Source organism: Bacillota bacterium, from assembly GCA_024653485.1.
Lineage (GTDB): Bacteria > Bacillota > SHA-98 > UBA4971 > UBA4971 > UBA6256.
Map to the genome: position 1 here is coordinate 175520 of JANLFY010000003.1, position 12230 is coordinate 187749.

Annotated in this window: 11 protein-coding genes; all 11 read right to left on the minus strand. The window is 62.7% G+C overall.

Annotated features, from left to right (window positions below):
- Window positions 1-21 precede the first annotated feature (21 nt).
- The 11 genes from NUW12_03640 to pyrH all read right to left on the minus strand — a co-directional run bounded on the left by NUW12_03640 (window position 22) and on the right by pyrH (window position 12138).
- The gene (locus NUW12_03640; GenBank protein ID MCR4401861.1) at window positions 22-2715 is read right to left on the minus strand and encodes a valine--tRNA ligase; all 2694 of its coding nucleotides are present in this window, start codon (window positions 2713-2715) and stop codon (window positions 22-24) included.
- A gap of 739 nt (window positions 2716-3454) precedes the next feature.
- On the minus strand, window positions 3455-4111 hold the full coding sequence (locus NUW12_03645; protein MCR4401862.1) for a glycosyltransferase family 2 protein: 657 nt from the start codon (window positions 4109-4111) through the stop codon (window positions 3455-3457).
- Window positions 4112-4113: 2 nt separating this feature from the next.
- On the minus strand, window positions 4114-5202 hold the full coding sequence (gene ispG, locus NUW12_03650) for a flavodoxin-dependent (E)-4-hydroxy-3-methylbut-2-enyl-diphosphate synthase (GenBank protein ID MCR4401863.1): 1089 nt from the start codon (window positions 5200-5202) through the stop codon (window positions 4114-4116).
- Between the two features lie 160 nt (window positions 5203-5362).
- Window positions 5363-6421 (minus strand): RIP metalloprotease RseP, encoded by a 1059-nt coding sequence (gene rseP / locus NUW12_03655; GenBank protein ID MCR4401864.1) that lies wholly within the window; start codon window positions 6419-6421, stop codon window positions 5363-5365.
- Window positions 6421-7602, minus strand: a complete 1182-nt coding sequence (locus NUW12_03660) for a 1-deoxy-D-xylulose-5-phosphate reductoisomerase (GenBank protein MCR4401865.1) — start codon at window positions 7600-7602, stop codon at window positions 6421-6423. Before NUW12_03660 ends, rseP begins: the two co-directional genes overlap by 1 nt.
- A 115-nt stretch (window positions 7603-7717) precedes the next feature.
- Window positions 7718-8764 (minus strand): sporulation integral membrane protein YtvI, encoded by a 1047-nt coding sequence (gene ytvI, locus NUW12_03665; GenBank protein ID MCR4401866.1) that lies wholly within the window; start codon window positions 8762-8764, stop codon window positions 7718-7720.
- A 118-nt stretch (window positions 8765-8882) separates the two neighbouring features.
- Window positions 8883-9698 carry a phosphatidate cytidylyltransferase gene (locus tag NUW12_03670; protein ID MCR4401867.1) on the minus strand — a complete coding sequence of 272 codons (816 nt, stop codon included), beginning with the start codon at window positions 9696-9698 and terminating at the stop codon, window positions 8883-8885.
- A 56-nt stretch (window positions 9699-9754) separates the two neighbouring features.
- The gene (locus NUW12_03675; protein ID MCR4401868.1) at window positions 9755-10579 is read right to left on the minus strand and encodes an isoprenyl transferase; all 825 of its coding nucleotides are present in this window, start codon (window positions 10577-10579) and stop codon (window positions 9755-9757) included.
- 76 nt (window positions 10580-10655) lie between these two features.
- The gene (locus NUW12_03680; GenBank protein ID MCR4401869.1) at window positions 10656-10829 is read right to left on the minus strand and encodes a 4Fe-4S binding protein; all 174 of its coding nucleotides are present in this window, start codon (window positions 10827-10829) and stop codon (window positions 10656-10658) included.
- Window positions 10830-10844: 15 nt separating this feature from the next.
- Window positions 10845-11402 carry a ribosome recycling factor gene (frr, locus tag NUW12_03685; protein MCR4401870.1) on the minus strand — a complete coding sequence of 186 codons (558 nt, stop codon included), beginning with the start codon at window positions 11400-11402 and terminating at the stop codon, window positions 10845-10847.
- Entirely contained in the window at window positions 11392-12138 is a 747-nt protein-coding gene (gene pyrH / locus NUW12_03690) for a UMP kinase (GenBank protein ID MCR4401871.1), read from the minus strand. The genes frr and pyrH overlap by 11 nt, the downstream gene beginning before the upstream one ends.
- Window positions 12139-12230 lie beyond the last annotated feature (92 nt).

Sequence of the window (12230 nt, forward strand, 5' to 3'; positions counted from 1 at the left end):
ATCAGACTCTCGCGGTCGCCGTCAGGCCCTTAGGTCCTGAAGAAGGGCCGCGAGACGCTCCCGCTTTTCGGCGTACTCCCCCCGCCGCGCCCTCTCTCGATCGATGACCTCCTCTGAGGCCTTCTCCAAGAACCCCGGGTTCGAGAGCTTGCGCTCCGCTGCCTCCAGCGCCGCCTCGGCCGCCCTCATGTCCCTTTCCAGGCGCCGAATCTCCGACTCCAAGTCGATAATGCCCCCAAGCGGCACGTATACTTCGACCCCGGCCACAACCGCGTGGGCCGCCTTCTCCGGCTTGTGTTCAAGCTCCTTCTCAACTCTCAGCCTCTCCAGACCGGCTAAGCGCATCACGAGGTCCCGGCCCGTCTGCAGGGCTTGCGCCGTCCTGCCCTCCGCCACCGCGACCGCGGCGACCTTCTTCTGAGCGGGCACGTTCATTTCGGACCTTATACTGCGGATGGCTCTCGTTACGCTCATGATGGTGACCATTTCCGCCTCCGCGTCAGGATCGTCCAACCTTTCTTCGAACGTTGGCCAAGCCGATACCATGACGCTGCCGGACGTCCCGGGCAGCCTCCGCCAAATCCCCTCTGTAATGAACGGCATGAATGGGTGAAGCAACCGAAGAACCTTCCCCAACGTCTCCCAGAGCACGAACCTCGCGGTCGAGCGGGCCAGGTCGTCGCTTCCGTACAGACGCGCCTTGGAGATCTCGATGTACCAGTCGCAGAATTCATCCCACGTGAAGTCGTACAACGCCCGTGCGGCCTCACCGACCTCGTACGAGCGGAGGTGCGAGTCCACCTCTTGCGCCACCCTGTTCACTCTGCTGCGAATCCACCTGTCAGCAGGAAGCAAGCGCAAGGCCCTCTCGTCGACATTCGCCGGATCGAAGTCGCCCAAGTTCATCAGGACGAACCTGGCAGCGTTCCATAGCTTGTTCGCGAAGTTCCGGCTGGCCTCGAGACGCTCCTCGCGGAACCGCATGTCATTCCCAGGGGTGTTCCCGCTGACAAGGGTGAATCTCAGCACGTCCGCGCCGCACCTGTCCACGACCTCCAGAGGATCTACTCCGGTGCCTAGAGACTTGCTCATCTTCTTCCCGCTCGCTGCCCTCACGAGCCCATGGATGAACACGTCGCGGAACGGAACGTTCCCCATGAACTCGAGACCCATGAAAATCATCCTGGCGACCCAGAAGAAGATGATGTCGTACGCCGTGACAAGCACCGAGGTTGGATAGAGGTGCCGAAGTTCAGGTGTAGCCTCCGGCCATCCCATGGTCGAGAACGGCCACAACGCCGACGAGAACCACGTGTCGAGCACGTCGGGGTCCTGCTCGAGCGAAGTGCTGCCGCATTTCGGGCACCTCGTGAGGTCTTCCGCGGAGGCGCTGGCCTCGCCGCACTCTCCGCAGTACCACACGGGGATCCTGTGCCCCCACCAAAGCTGCCTCGAGATGCACCAGTCATGGACGTTCTCCATCCAGTTGAGATAGACCTTTGCGAAGCGTTCCGGGACGAACCTCAACCGACCGTCCCTGACCGCCTCGAGCGCCGGACCAGCAAGAGGCTTCATCTTCACGAACCACTGCCGCGATATCATCGGCTCGACCACGGAGTTGCACCTCTGACAATGGCCCACCGCATAGTCGTGCGGCTCTACCTTTTCGAGGAGTCCCAGGCAAGCTAGTTCCTCGACCACTTTGCCGCGGCAGTCGTACCTATCGAGCCCCTCGTACTTGCCGGCCTCTTTCGTCATCCGTCCGTCTTCACCTATGACTTTCACGGCGGGAAGACCGTGTCTCAAGCCTATCTCGAAATCGTTCGGGTCATGGGCCGGCGTGACTTTCACCGCGCCCGTTCCGAACTCAGGATCCGCGTGGTCGTCAGCGATGATCGGAATCTCGCGCCCCATTATCGGGAGCACGACCTTGGCGCCGATGAGCCGCGCGTACCTGGGGTCGCGGGGGTTCACCGCGACAGCCGTGTCCCCGAGCATCGTCTCAGGGCGAGTAGTGGCTACAGTGACATGGCCGTCCCCTCCCGATGGTTTCGTCAGGGGATACTTGATGTAGTACAGGGTCCCTTTGCTGTCCTCGTGTTCGACCTCGAGATCGGAGAGGGACGTGCGGCACCTCGGGCACCAGTTGATGATGTACGTGCCTCTGTATATGAGCCCCTTCTCGTACAGCCGTACGAACACCTGGCGGACGGCGCGCGACAGCCCCTCGTCCATGGTGAACCTTTCGCGCTCCCAATCACACGACGCGCCAAGCCTCTGGAGCTGGCTTCGAATGGTGCCGCCGTACTTCTCTTTCCATTGCCACACTCTGCGAACGAACTCTTCCCTTCCGAGGTCGTGGCGTGAGAGCCCCTCTTTAGCCAAAGCGGCCTCCACCTTCACCTGGGTGGCGATACCCGCGTGGTCGGTGCCGGGGATCCATACAGTGTTGTCTCCCATCATCCGGTGCCAGCGCACCAGGATGTCCTGAAGCGTGTTGTCAAGGGCGTGCCCGATGTGGAGAGATCCCGTGACGTTGGGAGGAGGGATCACGATGCAAAACGGTTTCCGCGACGGATCAACCTCCTGATGAAAGTACCCGCGGCGCAACCACTCCGCGTAGATCTCCTGTTCCATGTCGAGGGGATCGTATCTCGGCGCAAGCCTCCCTGCGTCCGCTGTGGTGGGGTCCGGTTTGCTCTGAGCCCTTGCCATTCCGCCCGCAGCGACCCCGTCGTCGTCACCGTTCCGTCGATCTAGGTCCTCCTCGGCAACGGCCAATGACTGAAGCCGCCGCTTCCTCCTTTCCTTGCCTTTCGCTCGTCATACCACGTCCGACTGAACTGCCCGCTGCCTACGGCCCGCCGGTTCACCGGCCTCGACCAGAGCCCTCGTCAGACCGGCTCCCGTGGGGGTCCCCGTGAGGAACAACCCCGCGCGCTCCGCGACGCCTCACGACGCCTCTAGACAACGCGAGCCCCTTTCGCCTCCACAAGGGCGAAAGGGGCAACTTCCGCGGTACCACCTTGCTTCCCGCACCCTCCATTAGCCTCGGCAACCACGGTCGCACTCACCTATGGCCGCAGGCAAGGAACATGCGGGCTCTCAATAGCTCTAACGGGCTGTCCGTCGAGGCTCATATGCGCCTGGCCCTTTGGCTCGCGAGCCAGGATCACCTGGCAAGCTCCACTAAGAGCCGTGAGGCAGCCGCGATCAGACCTCGATGCTCCGGAGCGACGTTCGAGCGGTCACATCCCAGGAAGCCTTGCAGCCGATGAGCCTCCCTCTCTATGGGCGGTCCCGCCCTACTCCTCTCCATCAACGCGCGTCTCTTGTGTTATCTTGTGTGTCTGTATCATACAACTCGCGCCGTGCTTCGTCAAGGCCCGGCGATCACTGCCTTGCGCCATCTCTCCGCGCCCACGCTGCGCATGTCACAGTGATCCTTGGACAATCACCCCTTCATATGGCTCACGATCTCCCAATACATCCGCAGGCGCGCCCTGAAGCCCTCCAGTCTGCCGCGCTTCTCTTCTTTCATCACTTGCGACACACCGCGCAATGTTACGCGCTTGACCTTCGCTCCCAGCGAAGCAAGATGCCTGTTCAGAAGCACCTCCACACCGAATCGGGCATCCTCCATCCGAAGCTCGCGAATGAGTGCCGCTTTCACGGCTCGCTGGCCGGAGAGTCCCGGAGTCAGCCTCTGCGCGAGGGTCGTGCACCTCCGGCCGCCCGCGAACACGCCTAACGTGGCGTCAGCCTCGCCGCAAACGACCGGGCGAACGAGCTCATCGACGTGTTCCGCCGTGAGCCCCGTGAGATCCGCGTCTATGAACGCCACGATCTCGGCGTCCGTCGTGGCGAGGCCGGCCTTCATGGCCGCACCCTTCCCCATGTTCGCGTCCAGCTCGACCACGCGGACCCCAAGCGAAAGAGCCGCCTCGGCGGTGCCGTCCGTTGACCCGTCGCTGACGACTATGACCTCCGATACCAACCTGGCTTTCTGCACTGCGGATATGACTCGGCCGAGGCGGGCAGCCTCGTTATAGGCGGGCACTATCACCGCGACCCTTGTCGGGACGCACGTCGCGCGACGTCCGTCGTCCATCTCTAGCCACGCCCTCCCGCTTCTCCGGAATTCAGCCGCGCTGCCTCTCTTATCTCTCGCACCAACCTGGGCACGATCTCCTCCTTCGGAACCCTTCCGGCGGGCCTACCGTGCGTGAAAAGCAGGGCCGCGCTCACGCCAAGCGCCACTCCTATGTCCGCGTCGCGCGCCTCACCGGGGCCGTTGACCTCGCAGCCCATGACCGCCACTTTGAGAGGAGCGTCTATCCCTGAGACCGCCCGCTCCACCTCACGGACGATGCCAAAGAGATCGCCTCGGCACCGACCGCATGTCGGGCAGGACACGAGTTCCACGCCGAACCGCCTCACACCGATTGAGGAGAGGATGTCCCTCGCGACTCGCACCTCGTCTTCGGGATCCGCAGTGAGCGACACCCGTATGGTATCGCCGATCCCTTCCAGCAGCAACGCACCAATGGCGATGGCGCTCTTCACGGTGCCGGTCCGAGGGCCGCCCGCCTCGGTGAGGCCCACATGAAGCGGGTAATCCGTCTCTTGCGAAACACGCTCGTACGCTCGGATCGTCGTGATCACGTCTGATGCCTTTATCGATATGACGATGTCCGCGAAGCCCTCGTCCTCAAGCAAGCGGCAGCTCCTCCTCGCGCTCTCCACCAGCGCCTCCTCGCAAGGTCCCCCGTACTTCGTGAGCAGGTCCTTCTCCAGAGACCCGGCGTTTACGCCGACTCTTATAGGCACCCCCCTCTCCTTCGCCGCCCGGGCCACCTCTCGCACTCTCGATACGTCCCCTATGTTGCCCGGGTTTATGCGAAGCTTGTCCGCTCCCGCCTCCACCGCGGCAAGGGCGAGTCTATAGTCGAAGTGGACGTCAGCGACCAAAGGCAGGGGCGACCGCCGCTTTATTTCGGCGAACGCCGCTGCAGCAGCGGGGTCGGGAATGGCGCACCGCGCTATCTCGCAACCGGCTTGCGCGAGCCTCTCCAGCTGGCTCACAGTGCCAGCCACGTCACGCGTATCGGTCTTCGTCATGGACTGAACCACCACAGGTGCGCTCCCGCCGATCGGAACGCCCCCGACCATGACCGTCCGGGTCCTACGCCTGTTGATCATCTGTCACTACGCTCCCTGCCGCCACAAAGTGCCGCCCGCTCCTCTTGCCCATGATCTTGCCCATGATCGCCCGATAACTGCCGGTGACGTTACGACAAGTCTCGAGAGTCGGCGACGAAGCCGTACCGACCTCCCGCAGAGCCCGCAGAGAAAGGGAGGGCTACCCCAGCAGTCCCCCCAACCGAGCTATGTCGGAAAACGTCGCGAACGCGATGAGGAGCGCGAGGATGGCGATCCCAACCATCCGAGCGAAGGCCTCCTGCTCTTCATTGAGAGGGCGTCTCCGCAAAGCCTCTATGCTCAGCAAGACGATCCATCCACCGTCCAGGACAGGGATGGGCAGAAGGTTGAGCAGCCCCAAATTGACATTGAGGAGCGCCGCAAGATAGAGAAGGTTCACCATACCCAGACGCGCCGTCTGGCCGACGGTCTGGGCAATACCGATGGGCCCCGCCACCTCCGGCCTCACCTTGCCCGTCACCATCCGCCCGAGCGTGACCAGGAGATTCCTCGCAACGTCCACCGTGAACGTCGCGCCTGTGCCAAGCGCCCTCAACACCCCGGAGCGTTGCCATGGTTCGGACAGCAACACCCCTATCACGCCGCGGCCGGTCTCCGGGTCCCGCACCGGCGTCACCCGAAATGACTGCCTCGTTCCGTCGCGGTCGACCGTCACCGCAATGGCCCTCCCGGAACTCGCCGATATGGCCTCCCTCACCTCCGCCACCGTCTCGGTGGCGGCCCGTCCGACGGCAACCACTCTGTCCCCGGCCCGCAGCCCAGCGGCTTCGGCCGGCGTTCCGGGGTACACTTCCGATACGACCACCGTGGGGACCCCCGCCGCGACGAACACGACGCAGAAGAACACGAACGCCATCACGAAGTTCATGAAGGGCCCCGCAAGGATCGTCGCTATCCTCCACGCGACGTGCTTCGCCCTGAAGCTGCGAGGGTCGCTCGAATCGACTGCGTCCCTAGGATCCTCCGGGCGGTCGAGGCCCGCAAACTTCACAAACGCTCCGAGGGGGAGCGCTCTGATGGAGTACACCGTCTCACCGCGCCTCCGGCGCCATACCCTGGGCCCAAAGCCCAGGGCAAACTCATATACCCTCACTCCAGCCGCCTTGCCCACCACGAAGTGTCCCAGCTCGTGTGAAAGGGCGAACGTCGCGAAGACGAAGCCGAATGCCAAGACCGTGACAACAACGCTCTGAACCACTAACGGGTCCTCCTCATTTCGATGTCCGCCGCTCGCCGGGCGACATGCTCCCTCGCCCAGCCGTCCGCCTCGAGGACGTCGGACGGTGTCAGTGGATCCACCGGGTCGTGGCTCGCCATGGCGTCTTCGGTCAGTGCGGCAATGTCAGGCAAACGGATCCTGCCCTCGAGGAACATCTTGACCGCCTCCTCGTTCGCCGCACTCAGGACACATGGCGTCGTCCCCCCTGCCCGAAGCGCCTCATAGCCCAGGCGCAGCGCCGGGAACCTGACCAAGTCGGGGGGCTCGAAAGTCAGAGCTCCGAGGCGGGACACGTCGAGAGCCTTCACGGGTGCCGCCACTCGCGACGGGTACGTGAGGGCATATTGGATCGGAATCCTCATGTCGGTCGGTCCGAGCTGGGCAATGATGGAACCGTCAACGAGCTCCACCATGGAATGGATGACGCTCTGAGGGTGAACCACGACGTCTATCCGATCGGGATCGACATCGAAGAGCCACCTGGCCTCGATTACCTCTAGAGCTTTGTTCATGAGGGTGGCGGAGTCTATGGTTATCTTGGCGCCCATGCACCATGTAGGGTGACGCAGCGCCTGCTCCGGCCGTACCTTTTCCAGGTCGCTCGCGTCCAGTGTGCGCAGGGGACCGCCCGAGGCAGTGAGGACGAGCCTCTTCACCTCCGACTTGTCGCGCCCGGCCAAACACTGGAACAACGCCGAGTGCTCGCTGTCCACCGGGATCACGGTGGCCCCGCGTCTCGAGGCCTCTTCCATGACGAGTCTTCCCGCCGCCACGAGCGTCTCCTTGTTCGCGAGGGCTACGGTCTTGCCCAGGCAGATCGCTGCGTAAGTGGGTAAGAAGCCTGCTATCCCTACTGCTGCCGACAGCACCACATCAGCGTCGGGATGCGCCGCAACGCGCTCCGCTGCGCTGGAGCCCGACACGACTTCAACGCGAGGCTGCAAGTCGCTGATCCGCCCGCGCAGTTCCCGCGCGGCGACCTCGTCCGCAACCCCTACGATCGACGGCGCCCACCGCCTTATCTGCGCCTCCAACACATCGATATTCCGCCCGGCTGCGAGGCCGACCACCCTGACGCTGTCGCCAAGCCAGCCAGCCACCTCGAGAGCCTGAGTGCCGATGGATCCGGTGGAACCCAGGACCGCGATACCTCTGCGCAATTAGGCCACTCCCCTCGCGCGTCCGCCAGGAGCATGCGCTTGCGGCCAGCCATTGCTCGGCGTCACGCAGCACCACGGAGTCCTCTTGCTGTGTTCGCCCCACCGCCGTATCGTATCATTCCCTCGGCGTGACAGGGAGCAATCCTCCGCGCGCAATGGCCCTGATCATTATCACGAAGACAGGGCCTATCACTATCCCGCCCGCCCCGAAGAGCCGCATCCCCACATACACGGCGACGAGGATCGCCAGGGGATGCACTCCGACGTTGGCCCCGACCACTCTGGGCTCTGCTCCCTTTCTCAGCACGAACTGAACAGCCATCAATGCTCCGATGACCACCGCCTCGAAGAGCTGCTTCTTCAGCGCGTAGTAAACGATCATCGGCACGTATAGAGTACCCGGTCCTACCACGGGGATGAGGTCGAGGATGCCGCACACGATCCCTAGGACCCACGCGTACCCGACGCCGGCAACGGCGAACCCGATCACGCTCACTACCGTCGTGATGAGAATCAGGATCAGTTGCGCTCTGATGAACCCCAACACAGCAGAGACCATTTCCGCCCTCATCGCTTTTGCCCTCTCCCTCCACTTGGGGGGAGCAAGGGTCACGACGAACTCGGATATCTCCTTCTTGTCACGGCTCATGAAGAACGCCGCGAAAAAGCTTATGAAAAGAACGAGCCCTACGCCCGGCAAGGCCGTTACCATCCCGGTGACCTTCGCGAGGATGCTTTCGATGGCGAGGTACAGCCTGTACTGGTTGTTCCTTATCGCGTCGATGACAGGCGCTGGAAGTTCACGGTAGACCCTCTCCACGTCTCGCACGATTCTGGAGAGCATTTCCTCAAAGCTGATGTTGAGCATAGGCAAGGCACGTGAAAGCGCCTGTATCTCCAGGTATATCCTGGATACTCCCACGACGACTCCGAGTCCTACGACGATCAAGAGCAGACACAGCACGATGAGAACCGCTCCGCCCCTCGACAACCTGGTCCGCCTCACGAGGAACTCGACCGGGGGATCTATCACGGCCGCAATGACGAATGCGATAATGAAGGGCACGAAGTACGTCAACACGTACTTGACCACGAGGAAACAGCCGACAAGGACGGCAGCCCATGCCAGGAAATGCTTCCACGTCGCCGAAAGTCGCTGCAATCCAGACCACCTCGTGTCTAGTGCATTGCCACAGGATGGGGCCGGACTTGCCCCACGTCCCGGTGATCCTCTGCGAGGAACTGCGAGGAACGCCCGTGGCACATTCAGGATCGCGGTTTCAGGCAAGGAACAGGATCGCGTAGTAGTACGCCACGGGAACGGCGAACAACAAGCTGTCGACCCTGTCGAGCACGCCGCCGTGTCCGGGGAGGAACATCCCGGAATCCTTGACGTTGGCGTTCCGCTTCATGGCGGACTCGGCCAGGTCGCCGGCCTGCCCCGCCACTCCGATCGCAAGAGAAGCGGCCACCGCGTGAGCAAGAGGAATGCCCGGCCACCAACCCAAGGCCGCTCCGACCAGTCTGGCTCCCACACCGACACAGAGACCGGCGACAAGGCCCGCCAATGCGCCTTCCACGCTCTTCTTCGGGCTTACCTCCGCCATGAGCTTGTGCCTACCCAGGGCAGTGCCGAGGAAATAGGCACCGATATCATTCGCCCACACTGTGACCAGAAGCGTCACCACATGTCCCAGACCGGCGTCCTTGCCACCGAGCCCCCTCAGGAGCTGAAGCAGGCAGATGGTCCACCCCACGTAAGCGCCACCAAACACCGTGACAGCTGGGTTGGCGATGGCTGATTCCCTGCCGAGCTTGAGCGTTTGAAAGACCAGGCTCACTAGGGTCATGCTCGCCAGGATGGCGCCTACCGCGGAGCTCGAGCCGGCGTACCCCGAGACGGCAAACGATACGACGCCCAATACTCCAATGATCGGGGTCGGCCGCAGCCCCGCTCCCTTTGCCAGGCTGTAGAATTCCAGAACAGCCCCGACTCCAACGCACGCGACAACTACAGCAAGATATGGCCCTCCCACCGCGACGACAGCCAGCGTAACCGGGGCCGCAACGAGCGCGCTCACGACCCTGTCCCGCACCTTCCGGACCTCCTTCCCACAGTGCCCGATCCGGCATGCTCCGGAAGAGAGCAAGATCAAATCCCGCCGAATCTTCGGACTCTCCTTCGGTACTCCTGAAGCGCCCGCTCCAGCTCGCGGCGGGTGAAATCAGGCCACAACACCGGGGTAACGTACAGCTCGGTGTACGCAATCTGCCACAGTAGGAAATTGGATATCCTCATCTCCCCGCCAGTCCGGATGAGGAGATCTGGATCTGGAACCCCCGCCGTGTACAGGCGGGCCGCCAGAACGCCAGCATCCATGTCTTGCGGTCCCAGCTCTCCCTTGACCACCGCCTCGGCCACCTGTCTGGCCGCTCTCACTATTTCGTCGCGACCGCCGTAGTTGATGGCAAGATTGACCAGGATACCCCGATTCCCCGCGGTGGCCTTCTCCACACGGTTCACGGCTTCAAGTACAGCATGAGGTAGGCCATCCCGAGCGCCGATCACGCGAATCCGCGCTCCGAAGTCGACGAGAGGGTTCAGCCTCTTGTCGAACATCTCCACGAGCAAATCCATTAGACCGTTCACTTCATCGGAAGGGCGCCTCCAGTTCTCCGTCGAGAAGACGTACAGCGTCACCACTTCGATGCCCATCTCTGAAGCGGCCCTCACTATGTCCTCAGCACGGTCGGCACCGACTCGGTGTCCCGCAAGCCGTGGGAGACCTCGTCTCGTAGCCCACCTGCCGTTGCCGTCCATGATTATCGCCACATGGCGCGGCAATCTCTTCTCGTCCACGGGCGGCTGTTCGCCTGATTCCCTGGGCGCCTCCGGTGACCATGACCTCCCCATCGCCCTCGCGAGAAGCCACACGGGCCCCGCGAGCGTCGCCAACCCCTTCGGGAGTCGCGCCACAAGCTTTCCTCCCATTCAAAAGCTCAAGGGGAGCGCGCGACCTTGCGGCGACCCCCCTTGACCATGCACTCAGCCCCTATTCCTCTTCCACTATCGCGCCCGAGGAGCATTCCTCAGCACACATGCCGCAGTCGGTGCAGACCTCGGGGTCAATCACAAACTTGTCCTCTCCCTCGCTGATCGCCTCAAAGGGGCACACTTCCGCGCACGAACCGCACTTGGTGCAGTCGTCAGTGATCACGTGAGGCATCACGGCCACCTCCCTTCACACTTCCATTATCTCGGCCTCCTTGGCCTCCAGGAGAGCGTCTATCTCAGCGATGAATCTGTCGGTGAGCTTCTGGACTTCCTCCTGTCCTTTCTTGAGGTCGTCCTCGGTTATCTCCTTGCCCTTTTGTTTTGCACGCAGGGCATCGATCGCATCACGCCTCGCGTTCCGTATCGCGACCCTCATCTCTTCCGCGACCTTCTTCGCGACCTTCACTAGGTCCCTCCGCCTCTCCTCCGTGAGCGCCGGAATGGTTATGCGGAGGACAGACCCGTCGCTCACCGGCGTGAGAGCGAGGTCCGACTTCAGGATCGCCCGCTCGATGTTGGGAAGCACCTTGCGATCCCATGGCTGGATGACAAGCAGCCTGGCCTCAGGCACAGAGATGCTGGCAAGCTGGTTTACAGGGTACACATCACCGTAGGCTTCGACCGTCACCCTGTCCAGCAGGGCCGGATTCGCTCTCCCAGTCCGGATCTGCGCGAATTCCCGCCTCGTTGCCTCTACTATCTCCTTCATTCTCTGTTCGGCCTTGGCACGTTCATCATCTGGCATGCTCTTCACCCCCGACTTGAGTGCCTATCGCCTCACCGAGCACTGCTCTCTTGACGTTCCCTTTCTTCGTCAGGTTGAACACGACTATGGGGATACCGTTGTCCATGCAGAGCGAGGCGGCGGTGGAATCCATCACTCCAAGCCCACGGTTTATGACGTCCCTGTATGTGACGTGCGTGAACCGTACGGCGGATGGATTCGAGCGAGGATCAGAGTCGTACACCCCGTCCACCCGCTTCGCCATGAGTATTACATCGGCCTCGATCTCGGCCGCACGCAGCGCCGCCGCCGTGTCAGTGGAGAAGTAGGGGTTCCCCGTGCCTCCCGCGAAGATGACGACCCGCCCTTTCTCTAGGTGACGGATGGCTCGCCTGCGGATGTAGGGCTCGGCTATCTCCCTCATCTCTATGGCTGTCTGGACCCTCGTGTCTACCCCCAGTTTCTCCAGAGCGTCTTGAAGCGACATGGCGTTTATGATCGTGGCAAGCATCCCCATGTAGTCGGCGGTGGCGCGGTCCATCCCCGCCTTCTGCGCCTGGACGCCGCGCCAGATGTTCCCCCCACCGACCACCACAGCAACCTCGACGCCGAGCGCGTGTACATCACGCACCTCCTCGGCGATGTGCTTCACGACCTCGAGATCGATCCCGAAGTCTCTGGGGCCAGCCAGGGCCTCCCCAGACAGCTTCAACACGACCCTCCTGAACCGGGGAGTCGCCTCCTCAACATTGCTCATCAAGTCCTCCAGCCTTCCTTCGGCGTCCCACGCGCCTTGCGTCAGCTTTCGGCGATCGCGCGCGCCGGCCCAACCGCCCCACGAGCCCTCAG

Excerpts from the sequence above, each read along its gene's own strand:
- NUW12_03680 (MCR4401869.1), bottom strand. The coding sequence starts at position 10,829 with ATGCCTCACGTGATCACTGACGACTGCACCAAGTGCGGTTCGTGCGCG.
- NUW12_03645 (MCR4401862.1), bottom strand. The coding sequence starts at position 4,111 with ATGGACGACGGACGTCGCGCGACGTGCGTCCCGACAAGGGTCGCGGTG.
- ispG (MCR4401863.1), bottom strand. The coding sequence starts at position 5,202 with ATGATCAACAGGCGTAGGACCCGGACGGTCATGGTCGGGGGCGTTCCG.
- pyrH (MCR4401871.1), bottom strand. The coding sequence starts at position 12,138 with ATGAGCAATGTTGAGGAGGCGACTCCCCGGTTCAGGAGGGTCGTGTTG.
- frr (MCR4401870.1), bottom strand. The coding sequence starts at position 11,402 with ATGCCAGATGATGAACGTGCCAAGGCCGAACAGAGAATGAAGGAGATA.
- NUW12_03640 (MCR4401861.1), bottom strand. The coding sequence starts at position 2,715 with ATGGCAAGGGCTCAGAGCAAACCGGACCCCACCACAGCGGACGCAGGG.